The organism is Gemmata obscuriglobus (assembly GCF_008065095.1).
GTDB classification, from domain to species: domain Bacteria; phylum Planctomycetota; class Planctomycetia; order Gemmatales; family Gemmataceae; genus Gemmata; species Gemmata obscuriglobus.
This window is the reverse complement of record NZ_CP042911.1, coordinates 5,742,064-5,756,719: the sequence shown is the minus strand read 5'-3', so window position 1 is coordinate 5,756,719 and position 14,656 is coordinate 5,742,064. Positions and strand designations below refer to the sequence as shown.

General features: G+C 66.3%; 12 protein-coding genes. 9 read left to right on the top strand and 3 right to left on the bottom strand.

What is annotated here, in order from left to right; all coding sequences use genetic code 11:
- Window positions 1-61: 61 nt before the first annotated feature.
- From GobsT_RS24105 to ggt, 8 genes are all read left to right on the top strand, one after another.
- The gene (locus GobsT_RS24105) at window positions 62-448 is read left to right on the top strand and encodes an acyl-CoA thioesterase (RefSeq protein WP_010039416.1); all 387 of its coding nucleotides are present in this window, start codon (window positions 62-64) and stop codon (window positions 446-448) included.
- 153 nt (window positions 449-601) lie between these two features.
- Complete coding sequence (locus GobsT_RS24100) at window positions 602-1,132, top strand: MotA/TolQ/ExbB proton channel family protein (protein WP_010039418.1); 531 nt, start codon at window positions 602-604, stop codon at window positions 1,130-1,132.
- Window positions 1,129-1,641, top strand: coding sequence for a hypothetical protein (locus GobsT_RS24095; RefSeq protein WP_010039420.1), 513 nt, complete (start codon window positions 1,129-1,131; stop codon window positions 1,639-1,641). The genes GobsT_RS24100 and GobsT_RS24095 overlap by 4 nt, the downstream gene beginning before the upstream one ends.
- Before the next feature lie 19 nt (window positions 1,642-1,660).
- Window positions 1,661-2,311, top strand: a complete 651-nt coding sequence (locus GobsT_RS24090) for a hypothetical protein (protein ID WP_010039423.1) — start codon at window positions 1,661-1,663, stop codon at window positions 2,309-2,311.
- A gap of 82 nt (window positions 2,312-2,393) precedes the next feature.
- A complete protein-coding gene (locus GobsT_RS24085; protein ID WP_148087852.1) occupies window positions 2,394-4,853 on the top strand; it encodes a GTPase domain-containing protein in 2,460 nt (819 codons plus the stop codon).
- Window positions 4,854-4,935: 82 nt separating this feature from the next.
- Window positions 4,936-5,838 (top strand): methylenetetrahydrofolate reductase [NAD(P)H], encoded by a 903-nt coding sequence (gene metF / locus GobsT_RS24080; RefSeq protein ID WP_010039432.1) that lies wholly within the window; start codon window positions 4,936-4,938, stop codon window positions 5,836-5,838.
- Between the two features lie 108 nt (window positions 5,839-5,946).
- Window positions 5,947-8,028 (top strand): FG-GAP repeat domain-containing protein, encoded by a 2,082-nt coding sequence (locus GobsT_RS24075; protein ID WP_010039435.1) that lies wholly within the window; start codon window positions 5,947-5,949, stop codon window positions 8,026-8,028.
- 89 nt (window positions 8,029-8,117) lie between these two features.
- Complete coding sequence (ggt, locus tag GobsT_RS24070; protein WP_010039438.1) at window positions 8,118-9,791, top strand: gamma-glutamyltransferase; 1,674 nt, start codon at window positions 8,118-8,120, stop codon at window positions 9,789-9,791.
- A 97-nt stretch (window positions 9,792-9,888) separates the two neighbouring features.
- Here ggt and GobsT_RS24065 read toward each other — a convergent pair whose 3' ends face one another.
- Complete coding sequence (locus tag GobsT_RS24065; RefSeq protein WP_010039440.1) at window positions 9,889-10,845, bottom strand: ornithine cyclodeaminase family protein; 957 nt, start codon at window positions 10,843-10,845, stop codon at window positions 9,889-9,891.
- Between the two features lie 143 nt (window positions 10,846-10,988).
- Window positions 10,989-12,185 carry a pyridoxal phosphate-dependent aminotransferase gene (locus tag GobsT_RS24060; RefSeq protein ID WP_010039442.1) on the bottom strand — a complete coding sequence of 399 codons (1,197 nt, stop codon included), beginning with the start codon at window positions 12,183-12,185 and terminating at the stop codon, window positions 10,989-10,991.
- Between GobsT_RS24060 and GobsT_RS24055 the strand changes: the two genes are divergently transcribed.
- On the top strand, window positions 12,175-13,644 hold the full coding sequence (locus GobsT_RS24055; protein ID WP_081471614.1) for a glycosyltransferase family 4 protein: 1,470 nt from the start codon (window positions 12,175-12,177) through the stop codon (window positions 13,642-13,644). The genes GobsT_RS24060 and GobsT_RS24055 overlap by 11 nt on opposite strands.
- 16 nt (window positions 13,645-13,660) lie before the next feature.
- On the opposite strand, the gene GobsT_RS24050 is transcribed toward GobsT_RS24055, so the two are convergent.
- Complete coding sequence (locus tag GobsT_RS24050; protein WP_010039445.1) at window positions 13,661-14,623, bottom strand: DUF1559 domain-containing protein; 963 nt, start codon at window positions 14,621-14,623, stop codon at window positions 13,661-13,663.
- Window positions 14,624-14,656 lie beyond the last annotated feature (33 nt).

Below are 14,656 nucleotides of genomic sequence, written 5' to 3'. Positions count from 1 at the left end.
GCCGCCGGGCGACGGGGCGCGTGACTGGCCCGGCCCGAGCGGGCCGTTTGTGAGGTCCGAGATGCTGACCGGTGAAATTCAGATCCGCGTGCGTTATGCGGAGACCGACCGCATGGGGCTGCTGCACCACGCGAACTACCTAGTGTACTTCGAGCAGGCCCGCACGGAACTGCTCCGCGCGCGGCAGGAGTCGTATAAGGAACTGGAAGACCAGGGGTTCTTTTTGGTCGTGGCGAAAGCCGAGGTGAAGTACAAGAGCCCGGCGCACTACGACGACGTGCTCACGATCCGCACCACGGTGACCCGCACCTCGCCGGTGCGCCTCGAGCACAAGTACGAGGTGTTCCGGGGCGCCGTCCTGATCGCAGAGGGGCTCACCACACTCGCGTGCGTTGGCCGTGACGGCAAGCTCCGTGAGATGCCCGCATGGCTTGCGGAGGCGAAGTGATGCGCAACCGGACGCGTTGACGGACCCGCCAAGATAAACAGTAACAAAAAAGACGTCCCTTGCCTTCACGCCCCCGTTTATCCTGGCGGGCCTGTCGACTACCGTTAATGCGTTCACGGCCGGAGGAATCGGCCGCTCGCGAGGGGAGGTTCCGTGCGCCGGCTCTGGATCCATCAGGTGCTGCCGTTGGTGTTCGCCGCGGTCCCGGTGCTGACGGCGGCTCTGGTGTTTGTGGCGGTGCCCTCCGACGCGCGCCGCGACTACCTCGCGCGAGTCGCCGAGTCCCCCATCGACTGGATCATCATCGCCATCGGGTTCACCCTTTTCACCGTGCAAACGGCGTTCGCGTGGCGCGCGCTGCGGTGGCAGGAAACGGACTTCGACCTGCGGGCCGACCGCTGGCTCGGGAACCTGTGCCAGGCGGCCGAGTGGTTCCCGCTGCTGGGGCTAATCGGCACCGTCGCGGCGATCCTGCAAACCTTTAACTCGATCACCCCCGGCGCCAACCCGACCCCGCAGGAGATCATTCGCAAATACGCGCCCGCGATCACCGCCACCGGCGGAGGGCTGTACATGGCGTTCATCAACATACTGCCGGTGTGGGTGGTCACCATCGGTCGGGACCTGATCCGCTCGCTGGCGGGCACGCCGGCCCCTGTTGAGTCGCGCGAGGGAAAGTCGTGATCGCGCCGCCCCGCCGCGCCGTGACGCGGTTCTTTGTGCCGTTCATCGACGTGCTAATCCTGCTGTTCGGGATCTTCCTGTTGATGCCGTTCGTGGGCGGCACCCAGTCGGCCGACGTGCCGGAGGAGAAGGCCGCACCACCGAAAGAGTCGCTTTCCGCGGACGTGCGCGAGCTCCAGCGGCAACTGACGGAGGCCCGCGACCGGCTGCTGCGCATGGAAAAGGCCGCTCAAGCACGCGTCACAGACCGGCTGGTGGTCCGGGTGCTGCACACCGACCGCAAGGACGGCACGCTCTACTATTTCGACCCCGACCGGCAGGAGATTCGCACCGAAGCCGACGCCCAGCGCCTCATCGCCCACCAGAAAACGCTGGCGAGCAAGTCTGGCGGGGTGAAGGACGTGTTCTTCCTGATTCTGTACCCCCAGAACCCGAGCGGGTTCCCGACTAAGAAGCAGGAAGATCAGATCCACCACTGGTTCCGCGACGTGCCGCACGAGTTCCAGTAGCGCCGCGCCCGAGGTCCCCATGCTCGACACACTCCTGGCCGACGGCATCGCGTCCGCGGCGTCGAACAAACTGGCCGAGTTCGTCATCAAAGCGCTGGCCGTCGGCGGCGGCTTCCTGGCCGGCTACGTCGGCGGCCGGCTGATCGCTTGGGCACTCGACCGGTGGGTGTTCGCGCACAAGGCCCCGGCGCAACTCAAGAGCCTCTGCGGACTGCTGTGCGGCGTGCTGGCGGCGATCGTCGTGGCGTTGATCGTATTCGGGTCCGGCGGCAGCGGACTGTTCGGCGGTGGGGGCGGGGGCGAGCTGAAAAGCACCGGAGACGATCAGAACCGGCAGCAACAACCCACGGCACCTCCGAAGGACGATAAGAAAACCGAGCCGCCGAAAATCGAGCCGAAGGTCGAACCGAAACCCACTCCGGGTGACGTGCGCGTTTCGATCCTCAGCGGCGCGGACGTGAGTGACGCCAAGTTCTACGTGTTCGACGGTGACCCGACGCCGCGTACGCTCGACGAACTGAAGAAAGCTGTCGCCGAGCGCCCGAAGGACAAGCCCGCGCCGGTACTGGTGTTTCGGTTCGCCAAGGACCGCTTGTCTACCACCCACCCCGAAATGAAGCGGCTCACCGCGTGGGTGCAAGAAGCGGGCATTCAAAACAGGTTTGAGTAACATGAGATGTCGGGGCGTGGCCCCGACCGATGCCGCGAACCGACCACCCGTAACGCGGCCACCACGGACGGAGGTTACGCGCGTGGCCTCGCACCCCGGCAGTCTACCGCTCGATGCTCCCCGTGTGCTGCTGTTTGGGCACCGCGGCGCGGGCAAATCCGCGCTGATCGGCGCGCTAATGCGCGCCGGCGAAGTGCAGGGCGAAACTCTCCGCGGGGAGGTAGTACCTACTTCGCCCGAACTGCCACTCATACGCGACGCCGCTTACAGCGGCACGCTCGAATCCAGCTCTGCCGAGCTGACGAGTTTTACCGTCCGGCTACGCCCCTGGCGGGTCGGCACGCGGGCCGTTTCGGACCCGCTCACGGTGATCCTTGATGACTGCGACGGCAAGGCCGCCGAAGACCTGATCCGACACTCCGAGCCGATCACCCAGCGTCACCCCGACAGCGAACTGGCCCGCGCGGTGGTCGAGACCGACGCCATCGTGCTCCTCGTCGATGCGGCCAGCACCCGGGCGCAACTGGCGGAAGCGTTCAAGGCGTTCGACGCGTTCCTCACAACCGTCGAACGGGCGAAAACAGACGCGCGGACGGTCGGCGGGTTCCCGGTGTTCCTGGTCCTAACGCAGTGCGACAGACTGGCTCAGAAGGGTGACACACGTCGGGAGTGGGAGGCCCGCGTTGCGGACCGCGTCGATTACGCCTGGGCGGAGTTCGACGAGTTCCTCAAAGAGGCCGACCACGGCGACGCCCCGGCGGCTCCGTTCCTCTCATTCGGGAGCATCGACCTGACGGTGGCCGCGGTCGCGCTCCGCCCCCCGCCGCTGCTCGAAGCGCCGACGCCTGCGGACGAACCCTATCTTGTGGCGGAACTGTTCCGCGACTGTTTCGCGGCCGCCAAGGCGCACCACGAGCGGCACCGCCGGTCCGAGGCCCGGCTCTGGTGGACCGTGCGCGCCGCACTTACCGCGCTGTGCTTCCTCGTCCTGGCGTTCGGGTCGATCGCGCTGTTCCCGCCCCAGGGTAGCGCGCCCGATCTCGCGGCGCGGGTCGACGACTACGAGCTACACGAACCCCCGGCGGCGGTGCGCCTGTCCGACCCAGAACGTGACCGCAACCGCCAGACGTTGCGGCGGTTCGCCAACGATGCGGCGTTCCGCTCGCTCTCGAACGACCGGCGAGGGTTCGTCGAGAGCCGGCTAAAAGAGATCGACGACTACCTCGCGTACCGCGCGCGGCTGGCCGGCGCGACGGCGCCAGTGTCAGCCCGGAGCCTGCCCGATTTGGTACAGATCCGCGAAACACTGAAAACCGCGCTCGCCCTCCCGGGCGAATACTCCTGGGGGGAGACTGCGGCGGCACAGCTCCGTGACAAGTGGCTCGCCGACTGCGCCGCCCTCGAAGCGGCGCAGCAGGCGTGCGTGGACCGGTACCGTGATCGCGACCGCGCGGGCACGGAGCTGACGCTGAAGCGCACGTTCGACGCGGGCTGGATCCGCGACCTGGACGCGCTATTGACACGGGACACACAATCACCTTTTCCTCCCGAGGAACCGATCCCTGGTTCACCCGAACTCAAGCAGCCGCGCGGGGAGGCGATCACGTACCAGGTGCCGCTCGAATTCGACGAGGTGTACCGGGCGCGTCGGTATTGGGAGCAGACCCGCGACTTACTCGTTCACCTGCGCGACCTGCTCGACGCACTTGGGTTGGTGCGCGCTCCGGACCGACCGCCGGCGGTGCTGAGCCTGCCCGAGTCGGGCGGCGCCGACCCGGCAGAGCGACTGGCGACCCTCGCCCGAACTTACCCGCGACAGTCCGCCGATTATGCAGAGTGGGAAGCGTGGCGGTTTCCGGACCCGGTGCGCGGCGAGATCACCGGCCTGCTACAAACGTCGTTCGTAAACGGTGTTCGTCACACCCAAAAGCTGATGCGGGTCGAGGACACCCTTGCCGGCTGGAACGCATTGGGCGCCACGCTGGCGGAGCCACGGTTCCGCGATTGGGGCCGGTTCCTGCACCTCTTGGCGAAGTTGCAAAACCCGAACGTCCCTGACCCGGTCACTGAGTTGGCCGTGCTCCTGCGAGACCTTGACAAAAAGACGTTCGAGCTGGACCCGCGCGGCTTCGAACTGGCGGTTCCGCTCGACCTCACCTTCGAGCGAGTCGAGCCCGTCGGGCCGTTCACGATCACTGTGACCCACAGGGGGCAGGGGGCGACGGCAAAGTTCACGGTCGGCAAGGGAACGGTTCGGGGCACCACGACGGTTTACCCGCTCGTGCCGGACGGGCCGACGAAACTGTCGTACCGAGCGGGAGACTCGCTCCGTGCGGAACTGCCGGTCCGCGCCGGTGCGCGGGAGTTGAACCTGCTGTGGGACACCGGTCCGACAAGCGTTTTTCAGTTCGACCGCCTGACTCACGAGCCGCGACTCACAAAGCCCGGGGGCGGGACTGAGCCGGCTTCCGGGGTAAAACTCGTCCCGACCGCTGGGACCGTTCCGACACTCCCTGTCCTGTTCCCGAAGCGCGCACCATAACTTCGCCTATCTCGGCGCGGCAATTTGAATACACTGTCAAGGTACAAACCGTTCCGGGTTGGACCCCACGCTTGTAGCCGCTATGCACATTCAGGACATCTTCGCTCAGCACCGCACCACCTTCAGCTTCGAGTTCTTCCCACCGAAGACTGACGCGGCCGGTGAGGAACTGTTTACAACCATCGCGGCGCTCCAGACGCTGCACCCGTCGTTCGTGTCCGTCACGTACGGGGCCGGCGGTTCCACGCGCGACCGCACCCACGACCTCGTGGTGCGCATCGAGCGCGAAACCAACCTCACCGCCGTGTCGCACCTCACCTGCGTGTGCCACTCCCGCGACGAGATGATCGCGATACTCGATCGGTACGCCACGAGCGGCATCGAGAACATCCTTGCGCTCGGCGGTGACCCACCCAAGAACAGCGCCCACGACCGCGAGAAGGACGCGTTCCGGTACGCGAACGAACTGGTGGACTTCATCCGCTCGCGCCCGGGTCCGAACGGCCGCGGGTTCGGTGTGGGTGTAGCGGGGTTCCCCGAAGGGCACCCCGGGTGCCCGAACCGGCTCCAAGAGATGGACCACCTGAAGCGTAAGATCGACGCCGGTGCGGACTACATCTGCACCCAGTTGTTCTTCGACAACCGCGACCTGTACGACTTCCGTGAGCGGTGCGATTTGGCCGGGATCAAGGTGCCGATCATCGCGGGTATCATGCCGGTCACCACCAAGGCTGGTATGGTCCGGATGGCGGACCTGGCGGCCGGCGCGCGCATACCGGCCAAGTTGTTAAAGGCGGTGAGCCGCTGCGCCGACGACACGGCGGTGGCCCGGGTGGGCATCAGTTGGGCCACCGAGCAGTGCGCCGACCTTTTGCACAACAACATCCGCGGGATTCACTTTTACACCCTGAACAAGTCCGACGCGACGCGCCTGATCTACCAGAACCTCGGGGTCGAAAGCTCCGTCGCGCTGCGGGCGGGGTGAGCGGCGCGAACGCGCGAGCCATAAGCCCCGCAATTGCTCGCCGCCCGGCACGATAAGTCCTGTATGCGCCGGCCCGTCGGCTGGCCCCATCAGGACACGGACCATCCCATGGCCACCCGCCGCCCCGCCCCCGCGCGCCTCGGACTCGAGCCGCTTGAGCCCCGGGACGTTCCGGCCCAGTTCCTCGGCGTCCTGGCGACTGCCGGCGGCATCGGCGCCGATCACCCGTCGGTCGCAGTGGCCGGCAACGGCCAGCAGTTCGTCGTCGCGTGGGCGGACACCGACGCCATGACGAGTACTGCGACCGTGAACGCCCGGCTGTACGACGCAGCCGGGGCCGCGCTCGGGGCGCCCCTCGCGGTCGCCACGGTGCCGGTCACCGCCGGCACCCCGGCGCGGGTCGCTGTCGACATGGACCCGACCGGCCGGTTCGTCGTGGCGTTCGACCAGCTCCCGGACAGCGGGAGCCTCACCGACATCGGGCTCCAGCGGTACGCGGCCGACGGAACCCCGGTCGGCACCGTCAGCGCGGTCGGCGTGGCGACCCGCGTCGAATCGCTCCCGGTCGTTAGCCTTTCCGACACCGGGAGCGTGCTCGTGGCCTACCGGAAAACAACCAGCGACGGCCTGACGCACCGGTTCGACTACCAGGTTTATAACGCGTTCACCGACACCGCCTCGACCACCACCACCAGCATCAGTTCGACCGGTGCGCTCCTGCCGACGGCCCAGTTCGGTGATGCGAGCAACGCGCTGGTCTCCGGGACGTTGCTGTCCGGGGTCGGGGGCACGGCCCCGTTCCGGCGCGCGGGTGGGAGCTTAATATCAGCATCCACCAGCCTGACCCTCACCGCGGCGGTCGCCCCGGTCATCACCCGCGCGCCCGGCGCGGACGCCTGGCGGGTGATCTCTGTTGAGGACTCGGGCGGCACCTACCAACTGGTCGCGCGAGCGGTCACGTACACCAGCAGCAGCCCCACACTGGACCCACAGGTGGTGCTGGCGACCGGGGTGAGCGGCACCGCGCCACTTTCGGCCCGGACCGACGCCGCGGGCAACACGGTGGTGGTGTACGCGCTCGCGTCCGGGGCGCTGGTCGCCGAGACGTTCTCTGCGGCCGGGGCGCCGGTCGGGGCCGCAGTTACGCTCTCGGGTACGGCGGTCGAGTCGTACTCGCTCGGCCTGGGCGCGGCCGCTAACCAGAGCCTGGTTGTGTTCGCAAGCCCCGACGGCTCGGGCGCGTTCGAGTTGCGCGGGGTGCTGCTGTCCGACCCGCCGCCTCCGCCACCTCCTCCGCCGCCGCCGGGACCGGATCCCGCGCCTTCACCGGCCCCCACGCCTTCACCGTCTCCGGTACCAGGGCCGGTACTGAACGCGCCCGATGGCACCGGCACCATCCGCGTGCTCAACCCCGACGGCACGACCCGCGCGACGGTCACCCCGTACACCGGGTACGCTGGGCGCGTGGTCACGACCGCCGCCGACATGACCGCCGACGGAACCGCCGACGTCGTCACCGGGGCCGACGGGCACGTCAAGGTGTTCGACGGGACCACCGGGACCGAGGCCCACAGCTTCTTCGCGTTTGACGGGTATCGGGGCGGGCTCCACCTGGGCGCCGGCGACCTGACCGGTGACGGGGTCGCCGACCTGGTCGTCACCGCCGACACCAACGGGCACGTCAAGGTGTTCGACGGGGCCACCGGCGGGCTGGTCGCGAGCTTCTTCGCGTTCGAGGGCTACCGCGGCGCGGTCGCGGCCACCGTGGGCGACACCGACGGGGACGGGCGCAACGAGCTGATCGTCGCTGCCGGCGCGGCGGCCGGGGCCCACGTCAAGGCGTTCGACCCGGCGATCCTCGCGGTGAGCCGCTCGTTCGTCGTGGCCGGGGCCGGCGGCGCCCGGTTCGCGCTCGCCGCCGGCGACCTCGACGGCGACGACCGGGCCGACCTCGTCGTCGCGCAGGGCACCCGCGTCACCGTGATCGACGGGGGCACCGGAGCCGCTCGCGGGTCGTTCGACGCGTTCGAGGACCGGTTCCTGGGCGTGATGGCGGTGCAGGTGGACGGGGACGACATCCTCGCCGCCGCCGAGATCAACGGGCGGGTCCACGTCAAGGGGTTCGACGGCCAGACGTTCGATCTCCTCGATTCTTACTTCCCCGACCAGCGTGCCGCGTCCGTCGCGTGACGCCATCCGGCGAAAACGCACCGTGGCGTGGAAACCGGGCGCCCCGCCCGTACCAAAACGGGAACCGTATTCCCGCCGCGAGCCAATCCATGCTTCGTTCCGCGCTGCTCATCGCGCTGCTGCTGTGTTCCGCGGGGCTCGTTTCGGCACAGCCGAAGGCCGAAACCGTAACCTCGAAGGGCGGCGTAGTGGTGTGCGTGTCGCCGCCCGCGGCCGATGTCGGCCTGGCCATCCTCAAAGAAGGCGGAAACGCGGTCGATGCGGCCGTGGCGACCGCGTTCGCGATGGCGGTGACGTGGCCCGAGGCCGGAAACATCGGCGGCGGCGGGTTCATGATGGTCGCGGCACCTGGGAAGGCGCCGACGTGCTTCGAGTACCGTGAAACGGCTCCGGCATCGGCGAAGGTGGACCTGTTCGCCGACGGCAAGGTGACGTGGCTCAATCACAAGGCCGCCGGGGTGCCGGGCACCGTTCGCGGACTCGCTCTCGCGCACAAGAAATACGGTAAGCTCGAATGGAAAACCGTTGTGGCGCCGGCGGCGGAACTTGCCGAGAAGGGCTTCGTCGTCAACACGGCCCTCGCTGGTGGACTGAATCGCGTTCTTGCAGACCCGAAAACGACCAACGTCGCCTTCAAGCTCACATACGGCAAGCCGAACGGCGAGACGTGGAAGGGAGGCGACCGGCTCGTTCTGAAAGACCTGGGTCGCACACTGCGCATCATCGCCGAGAAGGGTGCGGACGCCTTCTACACCGGCGAACTGGCCGAACTGCTCGATAAAGAAATGAAGGCCGGGGGCGGGCTCATCACGAAAGACGACTTGGCGATGTACAAGGCCAACGAGCGCGAGCCGATCCACACCACCTTCCGCGGGTTCGACGTGTACGGTCCGCCCCCGCCCAGCTCCGGCGGGGTCGCGCTCGCGGAGATGCTCAACACCCTCGAAACCTTTGACCTGAAGGCCAAGGACCGATGGTCCCCGGAAACGTCACACCTCGTGATCGAGACGATGAAGCGGGCGTTCGTAGACCGCGCGCGGCACCTCGGCGATCCGGACTTCACGAAGATCCCGGTGGAACTCACCACGAAAGACTACGCCAAGAAGCTGGCGCAAAAGATCGACACGAGGAAAGCCACCCCGAGCGCGGACCTTGCCCCTGAAATCAAGCTGAACACCGAGAGCGGCAGCACCACGCATTTCTCGGTCATCGACAAGGACGGGTTGGCGGTCAGCAACACGTACACCCTGGAGAACAGCTACGGGAACCGGGTGGTGGTGCGCGGCGCGGGGTACATCCTCAACAACGAGATGACCGACTTCAACCCGCGTCCCGGCTTCACCGGCACGACGGGCGAGATCGGCACCAAGCCTAACCAGATCGCACCGGGCAAGCGGATGTTGTCCTCCATGACACCGGTGATCGTATTGAAGGACGGCAAGCCCTACCTCGTCACCGGCAGCCCGGGCGGGCGAACAATCATCAACACCGTGCTGAGCGTGGTTCTGAACGTACTGGCGTTCGATATGCCGGTTGACGAAGCCGTGAGTGCCCCGCGGTTCCACCACCAGTGGCTCCCGGACGTGACTCGCTTCGAGGGCGGCAAGACGCATCCGGAACTGGTCATGAAACTGAAGGCGCTGGGCCACACTCTGGTCGAACACCGCCAGGGTGACGCGCACTCAATCCTGATCGATCCGAAGACGGGGGTACGGACCGGTGCCGCCGACAAGCGCCTGGACGGGAAAGCCGTCGGAGAGTGATGCGAGTATTAACCGGTTTTTGACAGGACTAACAGGATCGACAGCATTGAGACAGTAGACTGAAATCCTGTCAAAAACTGTTCGGCGGTGCCGGTCTTTACAGTAGCTCTCGCCCGAGCCCCTGTTGTTTCGCCAGTTCGACCACCTTCGCGGCGAGCGCAATGTCCTGAATGCCCAACCCGAGCGACTTGAACAGTGTCACGTCCTGCGGCGACTCGCGGCCGGGATACCGACCCACCAGAAGTGGTGCGAACTCCAGCACGTCGGCCCACTGAAGCACCCCGGCCTTTACCGGCTCTACGAAGTCACCGGCCTCAAGCTTCGCCTGTTCCTTGCTGTCGGCACTGACGACTTGTGTGCGGCGGAACACCTCCACGTCGGTCTCTGTCTTCGCCAGGAAGTTCGAGCCGACGACGTTCAGGTGCTGTCCCTCACTCACCCACTCGCCCAGCAACACGGGCTCGCGTGAGGTGGTCGCGGTGATGACGATGTCCAATCCTTGCGCGGCCTCTTCCGGCCGATCGACGGGGATCACCTCAACGCCCGTTTCCTGCGCCAGTTGAGCCGCGAAGGTCTTGCGGCGTTCGGCGTCGCGCCCGTAGACGTGTGCCTTCTTGATGGGCCGTACCTTGCAGACCGCCAGAAGTTGCGTGCGGGCCTGCTTGCCGGTGCCGAACAACCCGACGGTGCTAGCGTCCGCGCGGGCGAGCTTCTTGGTCGCGACTCCGGTCGCGGCCCCGGTGCGAAACTGACCTAACAAATCCGCTTCGATGACCGCACTGATTCCGCCGTGCTTGGGGTCGAATAGCGTGACTTGGAACTTCGCTTCACCGCTCTTCGCAACCGTGTACGCTTTGAACCCGAGTGCGCCGAGCGTTTTTGCGGCTGCCGGTAGCACGTGCAGCATCACGTGATCGGTCTGGCACCGCTGCCGCGGGTTGTTCACCGCCTCTTCGAGCGCGAGCTTGCGGAACGCCGCGCCCACGGCGTCGAGCGCCAGCTCCATCGTGAGCACGCGGCCGACGTCCGCTTCGGTCAGATAAAGGATGGGCATGACACACTTCGTGTGAGATTCTCACCGCAACGGCAGGAAGGCGGGCGCGAAAGGGCACAAAGAAAGAGATGGGACGCCCCCGCTCAGGTGCACTCCCTTGGTCTTCTCTCATGTCTGCCTTCGTGCCGTTGCAGTAAGCGGCGTTACTTCGCGGTTGCGAGCCACTGCTTCAGCTTGCTGAGGCCGGCCTCAATCGTCTCGCGATTCGTCGCGAACGACATCCGCACGAACCCCTCGGCGCCGAACGCGCTGCCGGGCACCAAGTTCACGTGTGCCTGCTCCAACAGGGTTGCGCAGAACGAGAGCGAGTCAGCAACGGCCGTGCCGCTAAACGTTTTCTTGAAATACGCCGACACGTCGAAGAAGGCGTAGAACGCGCCCTCCGGGGCGGGGAGTTTCACGTCGGGAATCTGCTTCAGCAGCCCGAGGGTAAGTTCGCGTCGGGCTGCGAACTCCGTCCGCATCTCCGTCACGCAGTCCTGCGGCCCCGTGAGCGCCGCGACCAGTGCCGCCTGCGACACGCTCGACGGGCAACTCGTCTCCTGGCTCTGGATCGTGTCCATTGCCTTTACCACCGCAACCGGGGCAACGGCCCAGCCCATGCGCCACCCCGTCATGGCGTAGCTCTTGCTCGCGCCGCTGATGGTGATGGTGCGGTCCTTCAGCCACGGCCGCAGGGTCGCCACGCAAGTCGGCTTGGCGTCGCCGTAAGTCAGTTGCTCGTAGATCTCGTCGCTGAGGATGGCGGCGTCGGTGTTGCTCAGCGCGTCCACCAGCGCTTCGAGTTCCGCACGGGAGTACACAGTGCCGGTCGGGTTGCACGGCGAGTTCAGCATGAGCATCCGGGTGCGCGGGGTGGTGTGCGCCCGCAACTGCTCCGGCGACATCTTGAACCCGCTCTCAGGGGTGCTGTTGACCAGCACCGGGGTCGCGCCGGTCATGCTCACGAGGTCCGAATAGCTCACCCAGTACGGCGTCGGGATGATGACCTCGTCGCCCGGACCCACGGTCGCGGCGAGGGCGTTGTGGATCGAGTGCTTGGCCCCGTTCGAGACGATCACGTTCTCTGGCGCACACTCCAGGCCGTGGAACGACTTGTACCACTTGCAGATGGCGGCTTTCACCTCGGCGGTGCCGGCGGTGGGGGTGTAGTGGGTGTTCCCACCGGCGGCGGCCTTCTCCGCGGCGGCGCAGATGTGTTCGGGGGTGTTGAAGTCCGGCTCCCCGAGGCTGAAGTCGAGCACTTTGATGCCGGCGGCCTTCAGTTGACGGGCCTTCGTGCCCGCGGCTATCGTGGCGGACGGCTTGACAGAGTTGGCCAGTTGCGAAATGCGGATCATTGGTCGCGCCATCATGAAACGGGGAGGAACGGCCGTTGACGGGCCGTACAAGAGCATCGTACCGGATTCGCCATTCACTGGAATCCCCAATCGCTCGACCAAGCAGGCGCTGCACGTCGCGCAGTTCGTGCAACGGTTTCCACCTGCATTAGGTGGATCAGAGACGTACACGGCCCGGTTGTGCGCGTACCTCGCCGCACAGGGCGATCGCGTGGACGTGTGGACCAGCACCGCCATCGAGCTGAGAGAGATGTGGGGAAGATCTACCTCCCCCGGCCCCAGCTTCCTTTCAGGCAGGGGGGAGCCTTCGCCGTTGACGTTCAACGTGCCCAATGTGCCATCTGATTCCGAAGCGTCTCTCTCCCCCCTTGCCGTCCGGGAGGGGGGACTGGGAGGGGTAGGGCTTCACCGCTATACGCCCCTCCACTTCCCTGCTCGCCGGTACTTACTTAAAGCCCTCTCACTGCTTCCTCACCGTCGCTGGCAGTGCCTGACTGTACCGTGCAACCCGGTGTGCCCGCAAATGTGGCGCGACGCCTGGACCTACAACGGCCCCCTCGACGCGGTTCACGCCACGGCGTTCCCGTATGGGTTCCCGATCGCGTGTGGGTTGCGGCTCGCGCGACGACGCGGGGTGCCGTTCCTGCTCACACCATTCCTTCACCTTGGCGACCCGCACGACCCGTACGACCGGACCCGTCGCCAGTACACGAAACCGTACCTCCGCTGGCTTCTGAATCAGGCGGACCGTGTGTTCGTGCAGACCCACACCGAATGCGACGCCGCCGTGGCGCTCGGCGTCGCGCATGAACGACTGGTTCTTCAGGGGTTGGGTGTTAATCCGGCCGAGTGTACCGGCGGGAACCGTGAAACCGTCCGGTACGAGTGGGGTGTAGATCCGACGGAAGTAGTCGTCGGTCACCTGGCGAACAATAGCGCCGAGAAGGGAACGGTTGACCTGCTCCGCGCAGCCGAACGGCTCTGGGCGCGAGGGGAGCGGTTCCGAGTGGTACTCGCCGGACCCGAGATGCCGAACTTTAGGTCGTTCTGGGACACGTTCGGACCGAAGGCACACGTAACTCGACTGGGGCGGCTGAGCGAAACTCAAAAGCTCGACTTCTTCGCCGGCATCGACTGTTTCGCGCTGCCGTCTCGCTCGGATTCGTTCGGCCTGGTGCTGCTCGAAGCCTGGGCCAACGCGAAGCCCAACCTTGTTTACCGCGCCGGCGGTCCGGCGGAACTTATCCGCGACGGCACCGACGGGCTTCATGCCGCGTGCGGCGACGTGAACGAGCTTGCGGCGCAACTCGGCCGGCTCGTGGCCGATGTCGAGTTGCGTCGCCGACTCGGTGAGAGCGGGCGCTCACGGGTTACGCGTGAATTCCGCTGGGACGACAAACTGGAGCTGGTACGAAACACAATTCGCTCCGCAATTGCGGAGCGAACCGATACCGGATAGCAGCCGCTACGCGGAATCAGAAATCGTTACCGAGCACTTCGCCGTTGGATCGGGTCGAGAGCGCGGCGAAGGTCGCGACGGAGACCGACGAGCGAACGAACCGAACCGAACCGTCGCCGAACAGCGCCTGCACCCCACCGGTGTGGAACGAGTACGGCTGGCCCGTGCCCTCGGTCCCGTAGGGCGCCCCGTTGTACGTCGGGTAATCGAACCCGTTCGTCGCACCCACCGCGACCGTGCCGGCGGTGTACGTGGTGCCGTCGGCGGTCGCCGGAGCGAACTCGATGTCCGACGCCGGCCGGCACCAGCCACCGCCGTTCACCTTCTGAGTCGGTACTGTCCCCACCGCTTTACCGAGGCGGAAGATCTGCGGGCGCCCCGCCGACTCCACTACCGTGATGGTATTCGAGAGCCCGTCCGTCACCCCGTTGATCTTCACCGTGAAGTTCTTCTGGAGGATGCCCGGCTGCCCCGCGCCCGGGGCGTTCGCGTACGCCGCCACACCGGTCACTGCGGCGTAATCCGTCACCGCCACGATGTTCCACACGCTCGTCTGGGGGTCCCCGTCCAGGCGTTCGGCGTTGGCAGCCGACGGGCACTGGAAAACCTTGATCTTCTGCGCCGTAACCGCCAGATTCGTGGTCGTGCTCCACGTCTGGTTGGTGTCGTAGTTCTTTCGAAGGTTGTCCTGCTCGATGTACGCCAGCGCCGGAATGGTCCAGCTTACCCGCGGCAAAGTCGTGCTGCCGGCTGGGCGGACGCTGGAGGGAAACGTACCCAGTGCGCTTTCGTGGTTGTGCAGCGCCAGCCCCACTTGCTTGAGGTTGTTCGAGCAGCTCATGCGTGCGGCGGCCTCGCGCACCTTCTGGACGGCGGGCAGCAAGAGGCCGATCAGGATCGCAATAATCGCGATCACCACCAGCAACTCGATCAGAGTGAAACCGCGGCGGGAGAGGCTCTCGGTCTCGGTCCGGTTCACAGGCAAACTCCTTGTCGGCAGGTTGGAGACGGT